Source organism: Chitinophaga hostae (assembly GCF_018224885.1).
Lineage (GTDB): Bacteria > Bacteroidota > Bacteroidia > Chitinophagales > Chitinophagaceae > Chitinophaga > Chitinophaga hostae.
Window position 1 is genome coordinate 32,045 of the sequence record NZ_JAGTXB010000029.1, and the last position, 19,269, is coordinate 51,313.

The window sequence follows — 19,269 nt, forward strand, 5'->3', positions numbered from 1 at the left end:
ATCTTTTAAAGAAATTAATGAATTGTGCGTGAAACCTTTAAAAAACAGACAAATTACTACCATATGATACATCCTGCGTCCTTACTTTCACCGTATATAGCTGTTGTTTTTCCTTAAATTCGTTCTATGTCAATATCCGGTACCCGAAATTTTACCCAACGGGCGAAAGCATTTTCGCTCTATATTATAGGAGATCCGCAGCATTTCACCCTTGAAAACCGCATCTTTAATGCCATCTGTGCAATAGCGTTATTTATTATTGCCATTAATGTGCCCTATAACTACCTAACGGGGCTGAAAGTAACCTCACTGATTTTTACCGTATTGGTAGTTGTATTTATCGGTATTTATTATTTATCAAGATACCGGAAGAAGGTCGACCTTAGTATTTCCCTCGCCGTGATCATGATTAACGTGATGTTTGCCCTTAACTATTTTTTCAGCAGCGGCATAGAAGGGGCTTCCCTGTTATCATTTACCCTTGCCTTTTTCCTCACCATGCTGATATCACCATCCCGGCAATATTACTGGTGGATCAGCCTTAACCTGGTAACCGTGCTGGGACTGATCGCCTGGGAGTACTATTACCCGGATAGCGTGCTCAATGTATACAAGACAAGAAGAGACATCTTTGCTGACATAACACCCACCTATATTATCAATGTGGTCGTGATTTTTGTGGGTACAGCTTACCTGAAGAATGCCTATAATAAAGAAAAGAAAACAGGGGAAGAAAAGACCCGCTCGCTGGAAATGATGAATGCGGAAAAAAGCAAGCTCTTTTCCCTTATTTCCCATGACCTCCGCAACCCGCTGGCGTCTATACAATCTTACCTGCAGCTGATGCGGGAAATAGAAATTGACCAGGAGAACAAAATCCAGATTGAAACAGAGTTATTATATGTGGTGAACAGTACCCAGGAGATGTTATATAATATACTGGTATGGTCTAAAACACAACTCGATGGGCTACACGTAAATCTCACCCCGGTAGATGTGGCCGCTGCCATACATCCTATTCTCAAAATCAATAAAATGGCAGTTGCCAAAAAGAAGATCAGCCTGGATACCAACATCGACGCTTCCATTAAGGTAATGGCCGATGTAAATATGCTGCAGCTGATTGTCCGCAACCTGGTGGGCAACGCGGCCAAATTCACACCTGCCGGCGGGTCTATTTTTATCAAAACCAGCAGAAATGCGGACAAATGCCTGATTGAAGTGAAAGACAGCGGCGTAGGTATTGACCCTAAACGGCAAACAGATGTGTTTTCGCTAAAAGTGCGCTCCACTTTTGGTACTGATGCAGAAAAAGGAATCGGTCTTGGTTTGTTCCTCTGCAAAGAATATACAATGGCGCAACAGGGACGGATCTGGTTTGAAAATAATAAGAACGGCGGAAGCTCCTTTTACCTGGAGCTCGCACTCGCTCAATAATTATTCTGCTTTCAGACTGATCACCGGGTTGGCAATAGCCGCCCTGATTGCACGGAAACTTACCGTTAGCATCGTAATTACTACCGCAATGATGGCAGCCAATACAAATACCGTCCAACTGATCTGTACGCGGTAGGCAAAGTCCTGCAGCCACCGGTTCATCATAAACCAGGCAAGCGGCGTAGCTATTACAATCGCCAACAGCACCAGTTTGAGAAAATCTTTGGATAATAACGCCACAATACCGCTAACAGAAGCGCCCAGCACCTTGCGGATACCTATTTCCCGGGTACGCTGTTCCGCTGCATAAGTGATAAGCCCAAACACTCCCAGGGAGGCTATCAGCACAGCCAGCACGGCAAAAGAAATAAAGATGCTGCCGGTGCGCTGCTCTGCTACATATAAACGGTTAAAATCGTCATCCATAAAGGAGTATACAAACGGTTGTCCGGTCATACCATCCTGTGCTTCATACCTGCTCTTAATTTGTGCTATCAGCGCGGGCAGGTTATTGGTACGCACACGGAACACCATGTTTCGGCTGTATTCTCCCAAACGGAATATAATAGGTGGTATTGCATTCCTTAAAGAGCCGGCATTAAAATCCTTTACAATACCCAATACTTTAAGTGGCCGCATCCCGTTATTGTCGTCGTAGAGTATCTTATTTTCTATGTCACGCATCCCCAGCAAGCGGGCGGCGGTTTCATTCATCAGCAATCCATTGGTATCGGTAGGCATCTGCGGGGAAAAATTCCTGCCGCTGACCATCTCCATACCCAGTGTGGGGATATAGTCACAATCCACATACCAGTCCTTTATGCCCGTTACCTGTCCGTTGCTCCTTGCAGCATCCTTAGAATAAATATTGGTACTGGTGGAATTCTCTGTAGGCAGGGAAGCGGTCATAGTACCTGCCTCTACGCCTGGAAGCGCCAGCACCTCGTTCTTAAAGCTTTTAGCGTGTATCCACAAAGATTGGGTATTGCCCAGCACCAGCATCTGTTCTTTATTATATCCCAGTTTTTTATTCCGTATAAAATTCAACTGGTTATTGATCACTAATGTACCCACGATCAGTAAAATAGCCGCGGTAAACTGGAATACCACCAGGCTGTTCCTCAGCCAGCTGCCTTTAAAACCGGTCGTCAGCTTACCTTTCAATACCTTCACCGGCTCAAAACCAGAAAGGAAAAATGCCGGGTAGCTTCCTGCCAGCAAACCGATAACGGTAGCCGTTACCACCAGGAAAGGAATCAGCCACACGAGGTAAGCGGCTTTCAGCGTAATATGCTTATCCGATAACTGGTTCAGGAATGGTAACAGCACCAATGCAATACCTACTGCCAGCAACAACGCGAAAAAACTGGTCAGGGTAGATTCTGTCAGGAACTGGAACATCAGCGAGGAACGTTGTGATCCCAATACCTTCCGCACGCCTACTTCCTTAGAACGCCCGGCGGAACGGGCAGTAGAGAGATTCATAAAATTCACACAGGCAATCAGCAAAATGATAACAGCTGCTGCCATGAAAATATATACATACTGTATATTCCCGGAAGGCTCCACCTCAGCCGGCAGCGTGGAATGCAAATGAATATCAGGTAAGGCAATGGCTGTATACCTGAAACGGCCGCCACTTTTCTCAACATCTGCAATAGTGCTGCCGGTCATCTTCTTCAGCGAACTTTCCATATACTTCCTGGTCGCTGTTTTAAGATATCCATTCAGCTGCTCCGCTGTACTCCCCGGCCGCATCAGCACATACGTGGTGTAGTTGTCGGCCATCCAGTTTGCCGCGCGGCTATCCTCGTGCTCAGACATGGCGCGGATAAAATCGAAATGCAGATGTGCCTGGTCAGGAACATCTTTTATCACTCCTGTTACCTGGTAAGAAGCTATGTTATCCGTTATCAACGTTTTGCCCAGTACGTCTACACTGTTAAAATATTTAAGCGCCATCCTTTCAGAGATAACGATGGAATGCGGATTTCTTAACGCCGTTTTAGGATCACCGGCAATCATAGGCAATGTAAATACATCAAACAAACTGGAATCTGCAAAACTGGCGTTGTGCTCTACCAGCGTAGTAGTACCTTTTTTCACCAGTATATTACCCTGGTAGGCAAAACGTACATAATTCTCTACCTGCGGAAAATCCTGCATCAGCACCGTACCCAGCTGACTGGGAGAAAACCTTTCCCGGAAAGCATTTCCATTTACATAGAAATCAGCATCCACCCGGAACACGCGGTCTGCCTTCTTATTATAACGGTCATAACTCAATTCATCAGCCACAAATAAGGTAATCAGCAAACAGGTAGCCATGCCTATTGCCAATCCAAAAATAGTAATCGCCGAAAAGCTTTTATTTCTCCAAATGTTACGTAAGGCTATCCGGAAGTAATTTCTAAACATAATGCAGGATATATGAGTTTGTTGTATAGACACGTGATGGTACGCGGGGTTGCTTCCAAATAAATGCCGGAATAGAAACAATATGACTATCAGCGCCTTACAACTTTTCACGTTCAGCACGATGCCCGGTATAGCACACGGAATGTCCGTTTCCGGACAACGCTTATTTATTGAAAGGTCTTGCTCTCAAGGCCGTCCAGGTATCGTCAATAGATACACTGCTTACCGTATCCAATCCTACCAACCCAAACGCTGTCCATACCGTTTCCCGTTTTATATCACTTTTAATACTACCGGTCCCTTTGGGATAACAGGCCCAGAAAAGACAATCGTGTTTTCCATATGCTGCATTTGCTTTCAATAGTTTTTCCAGCTCGGCTTGTGTGGTAGCGAAGATCTGAACAAAATCGTAGGTGCCTTTCTTTTTAGCCACCGGCTTGCTGTCGTGGGGAATATCACCGGTTAAGGCAGTATAGGCTGCCGGGGCATTTATGATTAAAGCGTTAGTGGCTTTGTGGAAGTATAGCTTTTTTAGAATGGCGTCTCCGGACATATTGATGGATTTAAGAAGATTATTTCACATTGTTTTTTTAACCTGTTTGCGATGTTTTGTTATCAGAACGTTAAGCTCAATGTAAAGACAAATGAATAACTAATTGGGGAATTGATCAAGTTAATTTGGGCTTGCTCTAAAATAATGCGCTGAGTAAATCAAATGAGAAGCAAAGTAACAACAAGGATATTGGCCAATACACCTGAGGACGTAAAAATCTTCACGAAGTTATATGCCAGGTTGGCGGTAAAAATAAGCCGCATTTTAAAGGAAAAAGGATTAAAACAAAAAGCGTCTCATGGCAGGCAAAGAAAATAAAAATAAGAACCAAATAAGTGCAGTTAATTAATAAGTCAAAAGCTGCTTGCTTACTTATTATGCATAGATCTCATCAAGATCATGAATAAAGTAATCATCGTTATGAACCGCACTAATATTTTTATTAAAAAGCAAAAATGCCGGAATATCTAAAGGATAAATAATACTCGTTTGTGTTAATGTGCCAGATTTTATTTTTTCCCTCAGTTCCATTAAGAGGCGCCCAAGTGCGTTAGTGCCCACGAGTATATCTTTAGAACTGGGACTGGGGCTTGCACCCCACAAAGAATCTTTGGTTGAATATTCAACTATCGGTTTATTACCTGTAGTTAAAAGCAATTCGGAGAATTTACTATAATTCTGGATCAACTTGACTTCAAGACACCACCTCATTACTTTAAATTTAACTGAATTCCAATCCTGTCTGGTGTAAGCTAAATAATTTCTGCTGATGATTTTGCCATCCATGGGGCTTTTAGTCCTCAGAATTTCCTCTTGAATCTGTGGAAATAAAGGAAATCTACATGCCTGGTATAGAATTTCTGAACTTTGAATGTTGACCTCGTTCACAAATAAGATATACCCTGGCGCCATATTGGAGAGTCCGCCAAATTGACTATCGGTCTTGGCGAATGTAATTACGTCTTGGATTTTATATTCTCTTTGAGACAAATTCATGGTACAAAATAACAAAAAAATTAATTACCTCTACTTACTGAAAATAATGGGCGCCAATCATGGCCAGGTACCTCCCACCAATATACTAGCGGGCTATTGTTAGGGATATTTCTCCATGTAAAAAAATGCGTTCCCAGCCCTAACACTTTATAGCTTGGATTAATTAAACCCAAGGGTCTAATATTTGAACGTACTTCACCCTGGATCATTCCAATAATTTCGATTCCTTTGTTTAATAAAATGTTCTCAAATTTAATCCTATTCGTTGGGCTACTAAAAAAGGTTTCAATCGCCGGAGTGTTCACATCTCTAAAAGCATAATCCTCATACTTTGTTGCCATTAACGATCCAAAATATGTATTTACAATCGGATCCGCACCTTTTACTGGCTTTACAATATTTAGCCTTTGATTGTTAAACTTTGCGTGGTTCTGAATTTCGTAGTTCCACAACCAACTGATTTTATCACCAAGTTTAGAATTAATTGTTTTATTAATTCACTGCTTCCATCTGTTACAAGGCTAATCCCTTTTTTACTTTGGCTGTTGATAAATTGGATAATGCGATCAATCCCGCGCCAGCAATGACCGCACCGCCCAAAAACGGAAAACCAGCACCAACCAGGTCTTTCATAGAAGAAGAAAACAGAAAAGGGAGACAAAAGAGCATACCGAAAACGCCCGCCGCTATGGCGGCAAATGCACCCCATCTTACAAAAACATTCATAAAGGCTATTTTTTCAATGGTTGTATTTATTTCAGGATACAGCGACTGCTGTAATGAAGCAGTTGAATAATGGGCATATGCGTCAATCGTCCAGATGCTAATGGGTACTGCCTTCCGGCCATTACGCCAGTCTTTGATAAATATAAGCCAACAATCAGGCAACAATAACACGCCAAACAACAGGATAGCGAAACTGGCGAAAGTATAGTTGCCGTTGCCAATCATAAAAGCCTGCAGGCGGATCTCATCTTCTGGTGTCATTTTAAAACCCAACAACACATGTTTCAGGTCATGACTTTCAAAACCCGGTACCAGCCGAAGCTGATGCTGTTCCAGGCAAACCGCAATGTCATTACCTAATGTGCCCGGCGGAAGTTGTTTAAGGTGTTTCTGCTGTTGGCGGGAACTGGTGGTATCAATGCAGCTTTCAATTATGCCGACAGAAAGGTGAAATGATTTACGGATAACAAAACGGGTAAACTGCTGAATCAGGTTCATAAGTAAAGGATCATCTGTCCTCAAAATATAAAATAAATATCACTTCTCCGAAATGCGATATACGCAACGCCGCTGCCCTGCAGGTATATGCTCTATTCTTTCTATGCTGGCATTCTTTCCAAGCACCTCTCCAAACGTATCCTTTTCCATCTGGCAAAAATAACTGCAGCACTTAGCGGCTGCCTGGATAGGACAATGATTTTCTATCAGCAGGAAACCTTCGGCTTCTTTCCTGAATTCGGCCATATAGCCTTCCCGCTTGCGGATATCGGCCAGCAGAAGTACCCGGCTTTCCAGGTCTTTACAGTCTTTCAGCTCCTCACGGTATTTCTTTAATGTTTCTTTGGCGGTGGCATCCAACACCTGCCCCATTGTGTCTTTCGACAATGTTTTACTCATATTGCAAAGCAGCTTCAGCGCCAGGTCCTGGTGCCTGTCCGGGAAACGCGCGTTGCCTGCTTCCGTCAAGGACCAGATCTGCTTGGGTCTTCCCCTGCCTTTGGATTCGGTGGTGGCTTCCACTAATCCCTCATTTGCCAGTTTGAGTAACTGAAAACGCGCCCCTTCCATGGTTACCTTCAATTCGTCGGCCAGCGCACACAGTGGTTGTGGCCCCCTCGTTTTTAAAATCCATATCGCCCGCTCGTTCTCAGCAAAATTATTATTCATAATAAACAAAGTGTTTATTTGGTTTATTCAGCAAAGATACTATCTTTGTCCCATAACTAAAACGAATAGTTGCGAATCCGCAACAAGGCCACTGCCGCGCGTATACCGTGTGCAGTATCCCTGTGCGTACCTTCAAAACTACTACTCTTTATATCATCCGGCAGGGCCCTCCGGTGATAATACATAACATATGTACACTAGTAACGAATGCTGTCAACCATTGCCGGCAAACAGCGCAGCTATGTCTGCTCCTTAACGAAAAAAAAACATCATCATGAAAATAGCAATATTAATCGGAAGCATCCGCCAGGGAAGGCAGTCACAAAAGATTGCCCATTACCTGCAGGATCGCCTGCAGGCCGATGATCTTGACATCGACCTGATCGACCTGGCGGAAACACCACTCCCCATGCTGGAAGAGCGGGTAGGCAAACACCCGCAGCTGCCGCAGGTAGTACAGGAATTAAGCAACCGCCTTCATAGTGCGGACGCTGTGATCATGGTAACACCGGAATATCACGGGAGCTTTTCCGGCGTCCTGAAAAATGCCCTCGACTATTTTTACAGCGAATTTTCGAGGAAAGTAATCGGCATTGTTACTGTGAGCGCAGGTAAATTTGGCGGCATCAATGCGGCTACACAGCTGCAACAGGTAATTCTAAGCCTGGGCGCCTTTGCGCTTCCCACCAAACTGTTGGTACCGGAAGTATACGGCGCCTTTAATGCAACACATGAGCTTACCAACGAACATACACTCAGATCGGCACAGAAATTCATAGATGACTTCCGGTGGTTCGCCAGCGCCATCCAGGAAAAGAAACAACAGACGACAGTTAATATTTAACGGGCATATAATACAGCGGAGAATTCGGGCATTCTTCGCTGTATTATTCAACAACATCCCCTCATCAATACCCCAAAATGCTGACAACTCAAAGCGAAAAAGTAGTATCTTGCCCCGTATTTTAAAATATCAGGAGGATTAATCCGTCTCCATATTGAAAATCCCGTTTTAGCTGCACACTGCAAAAAACATATCTGATAAGATGAAACAAGAAGCTGGTACTAAAAAAAAGGAAGCCGGCATATTCAGTTTGCTACAACCGTACATGGGAATGGTTGTTTTGCTGATACTGTTTACGCTGTTGAGTAATGGCCTCAACCTATGGTTGCCCAAAATTATCGGAAACGGCATTGATGCTTATGGCCATGGCACTTTTCAGCTCAACCCGTTACTGATCAAATTCCTGGTGGCAGTAGTAGTCATCCTGGTGTTTACCTATTTGCAGAACATCATACAAACATATGTGTCCGAAAAGGTAGCCCGGAATCTCCGCACCCAAATATCTAACAAGATCTCCGGTCAAAGCTATGCCTGGGTTGAACAAGCCAACCCATCCCGGCTGCTCACCAACCTGATTGCTGATGTAGACTCCATCAAATTATTTGTATCGCAGGCCATCGTTTCCCTGGTATCATCCCTGTTTATCATTATTGGCGCCAGCATACTGCTGCTCACCATCAACTGGAAACTGGCGCTGGCCGTGATCGCCACCCTGCCCGTGATCGGCATCACCTTTTTCCTCGTGCTGCGGCGTGTAAGGGCCATGTTTATCAAAAGCAGGGAAGTAATGGACTGGCTCAACAAGGTCATCAACGAAAGTATTCTAGGCGCCGCACTCATACGGGTCATCAATTCCCAACAGCTGGAATATGAAAAATTCCTCGATGCAAACGGTAAAGCACGGGACTTTGGATTAGCCATCGTACGGCTTTTTGCAGGGCTGATCCCCGTCATCACCTTTTCAGCAGGCATTGCTTCCCTGTTAATTCTCGCGCTCGGCGGACATTTCGTAATTAACGATACCATGAGCCTGGGCGACTTCGCTGCATTCAACAGCTACCTCTCCCTGCTCATCTTCCCGATACTGGTCATCGGCTTTATGAGCAATATTATTGCCCAGGCCACTGCTTCCTACCAAAGGATCAGCTCCGTTATCAATATGCCGGACATCATGCCCGGTGGTACTGTTACAACTCCCGTTAGGGGAGACATCGAGTTCCGCGATGTAAGCGTTAACTACGGTCAGAAACCAGTGCTCAAAAATATCTCCTTTACCGTAAAAGCCGGATCAAAGGTTGCCGTGATCGGTCCCACCGCCGCCGGTAAAACCCAGTTGCTTTACCTGCTCACCGGTTTGATCAAACCGTCTTCCGGCACCGTACTGATAGATGGTTTGCCGGTAACCGACTATAACATGGAATCCATCCACAGCCAGATCGGCTTTGTATTCCAGGACAGCATCATCTTCAACATGAGCATCCGCGAAAACATCGCCTTCAACGATACGGTAACGGATCAGTCGCTGGAAAAAGCACTGAACACGGCAGAGCTGAAAGCATTTACGGAAAGTCTCCCCGAAAAACTGGATACCATTGCCTCAGAAAGAGGCAACAGTCTTTCCGGCGGACAAAAACAACGTATCATGCTGGCACGCGCACTGGCTATCAACCCAAAGCTGCTGCTGCTCGACGACTTTACCGCCCGCGTGGATACCAATACAGAAAAGAAAATACTGGCAAACGTACAAACGGAATATCCTGATATCACACTGCTGTCGGTGACACAGAAAATTTCTTCCGTTACCCATTACGATCAGATCATCCTGCTCATGCAGGGCGAAATCATTGCCAGCGGCACACACGATGAACTGATTCACTCCAGTCCTGAGTACATCCAGATCTTTAATTCCCAACAAAGTACCAGCAACTATGAATTACAATCTTAATAAGTATACCGGAAAGGAGCATAAAACATCCAATTACACGGCATTCAGGAATTTGCTGCAACTGATTACGCATGAAAAGAAAAACCTGGTTGTAGCCCTGCTCGCCATTCTTGTGAACTCAACACTCAACCTGCTGGGACCTTTTTTAATCGGTTACACCATCGATCACTATGTACAGCATAAACAATATCACGGCGTACTGGTGTTCTCAGGCATTTTACTGTGTATGTACCTGGTGGCGCTGTTCACCAGCTTCTTCCAAACAAAACTGATGGGAGGAGTAGGACAGCGTACCCTGTTTACCCTGCGCAATGCCATCTTCAGTAAAATACAACAACTGCCGGTTGCTTTCTTTAATCAAAACAAAGCAGGAGACCTCATCTCCCGCGTGAATAACGATACCGACAAGCTTAACCAGTTTTTCTCACAATCACTCATGCAGTTTGTTGGTAACATTGTTACCATGATCGGCGCCGGGGTATTTTTGCTGATCATCAACTACAAAATAGGCATCGCGGCCCTCGCACCCGCCCTGCTGATATTGGTTTTCACCCGTATATTATCACCGTGGATAAAAAGAAAAAATGCCGCCAACATGAAAACAGTAGGTGGTATGAGCGCAGAAATACAGGAAAGCCTCAGTAATTTCAAAGTGATCGTTGCCTTCAACCGCCGCGATTATTTCAGGAAACGTTTTAATGAAGCCAATGAAAAGAACTACACAACAGCCTTAGGCGCAGGGCTTGCCAATAATATATTCCTGCCGTTCTATGCCATGTGTGCCAGCATCGCGCAACTGCTCGTACTTACCGGCGGTATCTACCTGATTTCACAGGGAGAATTTAGTATAGGCCTGTTAGTGAGTTACCTGGCATACGCCACCTATTTCTACAATCCGCTAAGACAACTGGCCACGCTCTGGGCCAACTTCCAGGTGGCAATGGCTGGCTGGGACCGTATTTCAGAAATACTGGCACTGGAAACTGACCTGGTTACCGTACCTGCAGCAGCCGGACACCACACTTCGTCTGCCTTACTGGAATTCAAAAACGTACATTTTGGATATCCGGAAGGCCGGGAAATTTTACATAATATCAACCTCTCCCTGGAAAAAGGAAAAACATACGCCCTCGTAGGCCCCACCGGTGGCGGAAAAACCACCACCGCCTCCCTGATCGCACGTTTATATGATCCCACCCAGGGAACCGTGCTGTTAAACGGGAAAGACATACGGGGCTATGACGCCGATGAACGTTCCATGATGATCGGTTTCATTTTGCAGGAACCTTTCCTCTTCACCGGTACCGTAAAAGAAAATATCCTCTACGGCAATCCGATGTATAAAGATTATTCCAATGAACAGCTCACCGAAGTGATCAGGGAAGCTAATCTTGAAAAATTACTCGCCATCTTTGAAGAAGGACTGGAAACAAAAGTGGCTTCCGGCGGCGATGGGGTAAGCCTGGGGCAAAAACAGCTGATCGCCTTTATGCGGGCCGTACTCCGTAAACCCGACCTGCTGATCCTCGACGAAGCCACCGCGAATATAGATACCGTAACAGAGCAGTTGCTGGGAGAAATACTCGGCAAATTACCTGCCTCTACTACCCGCGTTATTATTGCACACCGGCTGAATACCATTGAAAATGCAAATGAGATATTTTTTGTGAATTCAGGTGAGGTAGCCCGCGCAGGATCGTTGGAAAATGCCATGGAGAAGCTGCTACATGGGGTAAGGATGAGTTAATTACTGCTACCCCGCTAATCCCGGCTTTTTTTATTATATTCACTCTATGTCAAAATTCAAAGATGTAGTGGTAACACTATCAAAAAAGCACCCTCAAACTGCTGAACCAGCGCAGGCCGGGCATACCTTTGTTATCGGCGTATTAGGCAAAAAAACGGCCTTCTACGAAATAGCAACCGAGCAGCTGAACAACCTTCATGATGATGATCTGCAGAAGGCCCTGTTTAACCTGCTCCACCCGCAAACCCCGCACCATTAGTCAATCTATTTTCCACACAAAACACTAACCTGCGGAGATCGCAGGTTTTTTGTTGCCCGAAATATTTTGTACTATTTGGTAAAGAATATATCTTTGGAACTGAAACAATGGAGATATGTCAGGCAGACCAAAAATATTCGACGACCAGGAAGTTATCAGCAAGGCAGCTGAAGTATTTTGGCGACAGGGATATGAAGCCACTTCCACAGAAGACCTGCTGGAAGCAATGGGCATTGGTAAAGGCAGCTTTTACCTCGCCTTCAAAGGCGGTAAAAAAGAGCTGTATGAAAGAGCATTAGGCCAGTTCAGTGATAACGCCATTGCACAGTTTAAAAGAGAAGTAGATAACGCAGCCGATCCCGTGGAATACATCCGCCAGTTCTTTCTCAGGATTGCGGAAAGTCCCAGGAAAGTACACCAGAAAGGATGCATCTTTGGAAATGCAGTAGCAGAGCTGTCTAACGCGGAAGCCCTGCTGATGAAAAAAGCCGCCAACCACCTGCAGGAATTGGAAGGCCTTTTCCTCGCGGCACTCCTGCGCGGAAAAAAGTTGGGTACCCTTAAAAGTAAGACAGAACCTGTGCTGCTGGCCCGTATGCTGCTAAGCAACTGGAACGGACTGGGGATTACGAGAAGAATTTATCCTGATAACGAGTCCCTCGCTACCCTCATAAAAACACAGCTCCGTATACTTGATTAATACAGCCTACGCCACCATTTTTTTTATTACCTATTTTGTACCAAATAGTACAATATTAATAACATTACATGGAAAACAATGCACCACTTACCCGCACCACCGCCTTACTTTTTGCTGCCGCCTGCGGCTGCGCAGTAGCCAATGTGTACTACGCGCAGCCCCTGCTCAATACCATGGGAAGCGATCTTCACATCGCCCCGGGCGCAGTTGGCATCATCGTTACCGTTACACAAACCGGCTATGGCCTGGGTCTCCTGCTATTATTGCCGCTGGGCGATCTGCTGAATCGCCGCCGGCTTATTGTTACCCAGCTATTGCTGGCTGTAGCTGCGCTGATACTGGTAGCCGTGGCGCGTGCTCCGCTGCTGTTTTTTGCAGGCATCGCCGCCGTAGGCCTGCTGGCAGTGGTTACGCAAACACTGGTCGCCTACGCCGCCACCCTCGCCCCAACAGCAGAGCGGGGCCGCATTATCGGCCTGGTTACCAGCGGCGTGGTGCTGGGTATACTACTCGCCCGCACGGTTTCCGGTACATTGGCCGACCTGGCCGGGTGGCGCGCCGTATACCTGTTCTCCGCAGTCCTGATGCTGCTCACGGCCATCGCCCTGTTCAAAGTGCTCCCTCAAAAAGATCCGGGGAAAACAGTGGCTACCTACCCCCAACTACTCCTATCCGTTTTCCGGCTTTTTGCGGAAGAACGCATCCTCCGTGTAAGAGCCATGCTGGCCATGTTCATCTTCGCGGCTTTCAGCGTGCTGTGGACTTCTCTCGTATTACCACTCAGCGCAGCGCCCTATCATTTCTCTCATACCACCATCGGCATGTTTGGCTTAATAGGCGTAGCCGGCGCCCTCGGAGCTGCCCGGGCAGGACAACTGGCCGATCGCGGCCGCGGACAATGGACTACCGGCATTGCGCTCACACTACTACTGCTCTCATGGCTGCCCATCAGCTTCACTCCCTGCTCCATATGGGCGCTGGTCACCGGTATTATCCTCCTCGATCTGGCCATACAGGCAGTACATGTGACCAACCAAAGCATGATCTATAACATCCGGCCCGAATCACGCAACCGGCTCGTAGCGGGATATATGCTCTGCTACTCCATTGGCAGCGGTATCGGCAGCATCGCCGCTACCACTACTTATGCACATGCCGGGTGGACAGGCGTATGCATACTCGGCGCCGCTATCAGCGCCCTGGGATTAATCAGCTGGGCAGTCACCATGCCCAGGACCGCGGCAAAAGTGATAACTTTATCATCCAGTAAATAATCATGGTTATGCCACATATTCCCATTTACCAGGTAGACGCTTTTACGGATGAAATCTTTCACGGCAACCCCGCGGCAGTATGCCAGCTGGCAGCCTGGCTCCCAACAGATGTACTGCAACAGATAGCCGCTGAAAATTTCCTCCCGGAAACGGCCTTCTTTATTCCCACCGGGCAATCAGGTCACTATGAGCTGCGATGGTTTACACCCGAAATTGAAATGGACCTTTGCGGTCATGCTACATTGGCTACTGCTCATGTACTGTTCAATCACCTGGGCTGGGATATGCACCAGCTCTGCTTTCATACGCAAAGCGGCCCGCTGATCGTCAGCAAAAACAACCAGCTGCTAACACTCGACTTCCCGTCAAGACCACCCGTTCCCGCTACACTGCCACCGGAAATACTAAAGGGAATGGGCGTATATCCCATGGAAGTATTCAAGGCAAGGGATTATATCCTCGTATATCAAAACGAGGACATTGTCCGGAACCTACGCCCCGACAGGGCCGTCCTTGATCAGATCAATCTCGACCCCGGTGGCATTATCGCTACCGCCAAAGGAGAGAAAGTGGATTTTGTATCACGGTTTTTCACACCACAAGCCAGCATATTTGAAGATCCCGTAACCGGCTCTGCACATTGCTCGCTTATTCCCTTCTGGAGCGGCCTGCTCGATAAGAAAGAAATGACAGCGCTGCAGGTATCTCCCAGAACAGGGAAATTATATTGTGAAGATGCGGGCGACAGAGTGCTGATCGGAGGCCATTGCAAAACCTATCTCGAAGGAAATATTTTTGTATCTTAAACCAATGAGATACTCCCGTATACCCTTCCGGCGCTGTGTTATCGCGGCTATGCTAACACTACCCATACGCACATTCACAGCTGCTGCGCAAACCCTGCCACCGGTAGATAGCGCCGTTCATGCTTTTATGACGCAATACCATGTTCCGGGTATGTCTATCGCAGTCACCCATCACGGTAAACTGGTATACGCCCGCGGCTACGGTTACGCAGATACGCTGCAGCAAACACCCGTTACTGTCAACAGCTTATTCCGTATCGCCAGCGTTTCTAAACCCATAACGGCTACGGCTATACTAAAACTGGTGGAAGCCAAAAAATTATCGCTCGATGATACCGTATTTGGTAAAAATGGCGTCCTTGGCACTACCTACGGACAACCACCTTACCCGGAAAACCTGCGGAAAATTACGATCCGTCAGCTGCTGCAACATACCGCCGGCGGCTGGACCAACAACGGTACCGACCCGATGTTCAGTCATCCGCAAATGACAGCGTCCGCACTCATTTCATGGACCATCACGCATCAGCCGCTGGAAAATACTCCGGGTGCGGTATACGCCTACTCTAACTTCGGCTACTGCGTACTGGGCAGGGTCATTGAAAAAGTATCAGGCATGTCGTATGAAGCCTATGTAAAAAAGGCAGTACTGCAACCCTGCAATATCACCAACATGCAGATCGGCGGTAATACGCTGGCGCAACGCAAAAGCAATGAAGTGATTTATTATGGTCAGCATGGCGAGCAACCCTATATTTATAATATCTCCCGTATGGATGCACATGGCGGCTGGATCGCATCTGCGAAGGATCTCGCCAATCTGCTCATTCATGTTGATGGATTTCCCGCCCCGGCAGATATACTTACCAACGTTTCTGTAACAGCCATGACTACCGGCTCCACCGCCAACCCCGGCTACGCACTGGGCTGGGCCGTAAACCCTTATCATAACTGGTGGCATTCCGGATCACTCCCCGGCACTGCCAGCGAAATAATACGCTCCCATCACGGCTTTACCTGGGTGATGCTATGTAATACCCGCACCGACAACAGCTTTTTCAATGACCTCGACGGCCTGCTCTGGAAAGCTGTTAATGATCCAAAAACGCCATGGCCCAATACTGACCTGCTCACCGCACATTAAACACGCGGCGTTACCGGCCAGCCGCCCAGAAAACAGCATTCCGGAATAGTTGTGTATAAGCCGGGGTATCCAGCAATGCCGGGCTATGTCCCATAAAGATGTATACATTCCTGGCCTTAACATGTTCGTTGGTCCATACTATGGGATGATCACCCATCTTTTTATCCGACGCCGGCGCATAAGAGGATTCATCCACACTCGCCAGCACATGTACCTGTGGCCGCGGGCTTTTATCATAAGTATACCACTCTTCTTTATTAATAGTAAAGGGAGATGTAATGCCCTCCATAACAGGATGTTTTTTATCTTCTATCGTTACTTTGCCATCGGCAAAATCAGTTATGTAGTTGGTAAAACGGATGCCTCCCATGAAGCCGGAAAACCAGTTCCACATGGGAAAGCCATCAAACTCTCCCAGCAGGGTGGCATGATGGAAACCAACCCAGCCTCCCCACCCCTCCGTGATATAACGCTCAAATGCCTTTGCGGCTACCGGCGTCCAGCCATAGGGTGCATAGTCAAGCTGGATAAAAAGCTGGTACTTCTTCAGATAATCATCGTTAATCGCAGCGGTGTTATTGATATAGGTAACATCAAAATTATTGGCGGCTGCCAGCTTATCCAGCCAAACCCTGGCCGCCTTTGAAAACGCAATGTGATGCCCCCCGTTTTCGTACAATACCAATGCGGCAAAAGCTGACTTACCGCCTGCATGATACGGCCCCGGTTTACCGGCTGCGGCGGCATTGCCCCACAACACTTTGCCTGCCGCCGTTCCAAAGGTGCTGTTGATCTGATCCAGCAGGTATTCTTTTTCGTCAGAACTATATTCCCAGAACATCACCCCCGCCATCCGGTGATTGAGCACATAAGTGCATTTGTTTTGCACCGACCACTCATCGTCGTAGGTGATAAATTCCCGGGTAGCAGGATTAAACAGGTAAGGCGCTTTAGCACTTTCATCGCGGTAAGCAGTAAAGCCGTTTTTATTAACAAGACTATCTTTCGTAAACGTATAGCCTTTACCGAAAGACTGTGATACAATCGTTCCGCCAAGTCCGGTACCGGTACTGTCGGCCAGTATAAAACGACGACCGTAAAACGCGATGCCCATCACCAGCTTATTCACCGGAACGCCGGCAGCTACGTATGCTTTCACGGCCTTGTCTGCCGCATGGGCAGCCGGGTTGGAGGCGGCAGTATAAAGATTGGTATGATGCCCTGCAGTTTTACTGGAATAGAAATCATAGGTCATCAGGTTAATGTAGTCAAGATACTGCTGCGCCTTTCCCATCTCCGTGGTTTCAAGAAAAGATTCAAAACCACCAACAGCAGTAGTCAGCAGTTTCTTTTGATGCGTTTTCTTCTGCAGCTTGTCCAGCTCCGCACGCAACGCGGCAAACATCAACGTGTAATTTTGCTTGTCTTCCGGACGATATACATTCCCTTCTTCTCCCGGCCTGCCGGGATACTCCCAGTCTATATCCACACCATCCAGGTGATACTTCCTGATAATATCCACAGCACTCACTGCAAATGCTTTGCGGGAAGTATCTGTTAAAACCGCATCCGAAAAATTCTCACTCCAGGCCCAGCCACCAATAGATATCAGGATCTTCAAATCAGGCCGTTGTTTTTTCAACTCGTTTAAGCGCCGGAGATTAATAGTGTCCGTGCCCTCATTACTTAATACCGCACGGTTCCCCTGTATATTTACAAACGCATAATTGATATGCGTTAACTTATTGGCAGCAATTTTTGTTACATCCACCAATCCCCGGAAACCGCCAACATAGCCGATAATCACGGGCTTTTGTTCCAATCCCGGCATCGCATTGGTCAAAGCAGGAAACAGCAGTATCAGCAGGCAGCCGATCCATTTCTGGTATAAACGGAAATATTTCATCATCGTTTGTTTCATTAAAATATGGTCAGATTTTTAATCTTAATCTCTTTTTCTCCAGCAGCCCTGTTAACATGATCAAAACAAAAGCTACTGCAAATGAACGGAGAATACCGCCAATACCGCTGTTGAACCATTGCGGATAATGGAACCCTGTCAGCGAGTACACCGCATACAACAAATACGGCAGCAGGTAGCAGGTGAGCGTGCTGGTACCCGCTGGTTTGATCACCCTGAACCAATCGAACCTGCCTTTTACATCTACCAGGAAAATCATTAATTCAAACACCAGCACACCAATTCCTCCGCAAATCAATACCCAGGCCGGTGTAGCAGCAATCTTGGAAATACCGCCGGTATAAGGTCTTACAAGAAATCCCAGCAGGATAGCACCTATGCCTATCGCTGCAAAAACCAGCCAAACTGCGTTGATGCGTCCCTGTTGGAGCAACCTGCTGTACAACGCAGAAATAAATGCACCAGCCGTGATCAGCGTAACAGAAGAGGCGTCGCCAATCACCCACAGCGAAAACGGAAACCAGCCCCCATGTGTAGCGATATTAATAGCCAGGAACACCAGCAGGGCGCCCAGCAGCCATGCAAACCGGCCGCGGATCAGGAGGTATACCGTAGCGCTCACCAGGTAGGCCCATCCGATAATTCCCAGGATGCCGCCCCACGACTGCTCCATCCCATGCGGGCGTGCTGCATCGCCTCCCTTATAGAGATAAGCCATCAGCGCCAGCAACACAATCCCGCTGCCGGTAAGTATATACCGGACCGTTTTCGACAGCGTATCCGGATAATCCAGCCATACCAGGAAAAAGCCGAGCGTAATAATAATTTCCCATACCGCATAAGGAAGCAATGCCGCACTGCTGTAGCTTTCCAGGTTCACATGGAAAAAGCCCATCACGATCAGCGCCAATGACCTCAATACAATATGTGTTTCAATTTTTAAAAATGACTGCTGCTGTATACGGTATCCGATCGCATGGGGAACAGAAAGCCCGACAATGAACAGAAACGCGGGAAAAACGGTATCGGCAAAGCCCAGCCCGTCCTCGTCGGCCCTGACATGCTCTATCCAGGAAGGAATGTTGCTCACGCCACTTACATCATTTACAAAAATCATCAATAACATGGTGAGGGCACGGAAGGCATCAATAGATAGTAGTCTGCTTGTTTTGATTGACATGTAATCCGGGTTATAAACACCTAAGATAATTTCTATTCCATCATGGTGTACCTGTTTCTGAAAATTAACGCGCTTAATATTGCATTAATGCCTCCAATTAAGGCTTTGTTAACGCTTTCATTAGGCCTTCGCGCTTTACTTGCATGATATTC

Annotated in this window: 17 protein-coding genes; 9 read left to right on the top strand and 8 right to left on the bottom strand. The window is 46.8% G+C overall.

All coding sequences use genetic code 11. The features are described from left to right. The first annotated feature begins 126 nt into the window (after window positions 1-126). The gene (locus KE626_RS32860) at window positions 127-1,437 is read left to right on the top strand and encodes an ATP-binding protein (protein WP_211977328.1); all 1,311 of its coding nucleotides are present in this window, start codon (window positions 127-129) and stop codon (window positions 1,435-1,437) included. On the opposite strand, the gene KE626_RS32865 is transcribed toward KE626_RS32860, so the two are convergent. The 6 genes from KE626_RS32865 to KE626_RS32890 form a co-directional block, all read right to left on the bottom strand. Continuing rightward, complete coding sequence (locus KE626_RS32865; protein WP_211977329.1) at window positions 1,438-3,855, bottom strand: ABC transporter permease; 2,418 nt, start codon at window positions 3,853-3,855, stop codon at window positions 1,438-1,440. It lies immediately after the preceding gene. Window positions 3,856-4,018: 163 nt separating this feature from the next. Continuing rightward, window positions 4,019-4,408, bottom strand: coding sequence for a hypothetical protein (locus tag KE626_RS32870; RefSeq protein WP_211977330.1), 390 nt, complete (start codon window positions 4,406-4,408; stop codon window positions 4,019-4,021). Between the two features lie 375 nt (window positions 4,409-4,783). Continuing rightward, window positions 4,784-5,404, bottom strand: coding sequence for an NADAR family anti-phage protein (locus KE626_RS32875; protein ID WP_211977331.1), 621 nt, complete (start codon window positions 5,402-5,404; stop codon window positions 4,784-4,786). 20 nt (window positions 5,405-5,424) lie between these two features. Continuing rightward, window positions 5,425-5,856, bottom strand: coding sequence for a phosphoribosyltransferase-like protein (locus KE626_RS32880; protein WP_211977332.1), 432 nt, complete (start codon window positions 5,854-5,856; stop codon window positions 5,425-5,427). 61 nt (window positions 5,857-5,917) lie between these two features. Then, window positions 5,918-6,628: a hypothetical protein gene (locus tag KE626_RS32885; protein ID WP_211977333.1), complete on the bottom strand. Its 711-nt coding sequence runs from the start codon at window positions 6,626-6,628 to the stop codon at window positions 5,918-5,920. Window positions 6,629-6,667: 39 nt separating this feature from the next. Then, window positions 6,668-7,297 (bottom strand): helix-turn-helix transcriptional regulator, encoded by a 630-nt coding sequence (locus tag KE626_RS32890; protein ID WP_211977334.1) that lies wholly within the window; start codon window positions 7,295-7,297, stop codon window positions 6,668-6,670. Between the two features lie 274 nt (window positions 7,298-7,571). On the opposite strand from KE626_RS32890, the gene KE626_RS32895 reads away from it, so the two are divergent. The 8 genes from KE626_RS32895 to KE626_RS32930 all read left to right on the top strand — a co-directional run bounded on the left by KE626_RS32895 (window position 7,572) and on the right by KE626_RS32930 (window position 16,016). Next, entirely contained in the window at window positions 7,572-8,141 is a 570-nt protein-coding gene (locus tag KE626_RS32895; protein ID WP_211977335.1) for an NADPH-dependent FMN reductase, read from the top strand. Between the two features lie 202 nt (window positions 8,142-8,343). Then, a complete protein-coding gene (locus KE626_RS32900) occupies window positions 8,344-10,086 on the top strand; it encodes an ABC transporter ATP-binding protein (RefSeq protein ID WP_211977336.1) in 1,743 nt (580 codons plus the stop codon). Next, a complete protein-coding gene (locus KE626_RS32905; RefSeq protein WP_211977337.1) occupies window positions 10,070-11,833 on the top strand; it encodes an ABC transporter ATP-binding protein in 1,764 nt (587 codons plus the stop codon). Before KE626_RS32900 ends, KE626_RS32905 begins: the two co-directional genes overlap by 17 nt. A 46-nt stretch (window positions 11,834-11,879) precedes the next feature. Beyond that, window positions 11,880-12,092: a hypothetical protein gene (locus KE626_RS32910; protein WP_211977338.1), complete on the top strand. Its 213-nt coding sequence runs from the start codon at window positions 11,880-11,882 to the stop codon at window positions 12,090-12,092. Window positions 12,093-12,207: 115 nt separating this feature from the next. After that, window positions 12,208-12,792: a TetR/AcrR family transcriptional regulator gene (locus KE626_RS32915; protein WP_211977339.1), complete on the top strand. Its 585-nt coding sequence runs from the start codon at window positions 12,208-12,210 to the stop codon at window positions 12,790-12,792. A 68-nt stretch (window positions 12,793-12,860) separates the two neighbouring features. After that, a complete protein-coding gene (locus KE626_RS32920) occupies window positions 12,861-14,066 on the top strand; it encodes an MFS transporter (protein WP_211977340.1) in 1,206 nt (401 codons plus the stop codon). An 8-nt stretch (window positions 14,067-14,074) separates the two neighbouring features. Next, window positions 14,075-14,872: a PhzF family phenazine biosynthesis protein gene (locus KE626_RS32925; RefSeq protein ID WP_211977341.1), complete on the top strand. Its 798-nt coding sequence runs from the start codon at window positions 14,075-14,077 to the stop codon at window positions 14,870-14,872. A 49-nt stretch (window positions 14,873-14,921) separates the two neighbouring features. After that, entirely contained in the window at window positions 14,922-16,016 is a 1,095-nt protein-coding gene (locus KE626_RS32930) for a serine hydrolase domain-containing protein (RefSeq protein ID WP_211977342.1), read from the top strand. Between the two features lie 10 nt (window positions 16,017-16,026). On the opposite strand, the gene KE626_RS32935 is transcribed toward KE626_RS32930, so the two are convergent. Then, a complete protein-coding gene (locus KE626_RS32935) occupies window positions 16,027-17,925 on the bottom strand; it encodes a glycosyl hydrolase family 18 protein (RefSeq protein ID WP_211977343.1) in 1,899 nt (632 codons plus the stop codon). A gap of 22 nt (window positions 17,926-17,947) precedes the next feature. Next, the gene (locus KE626_RS32940; RefSeq protein WP_211977344.1) at window positions 17,948-19,117 is read right to left on the bottom strand and encodes a DUF5009 domain-containing protein; all 1,170 of its coding nucleotides are present in this window, start codon (window positions 19,115-19,117) and stop codon (window positions 17,948-17,950) included. Window positions 19,118-19,269 lie beyond the last annotated feature (152 nt).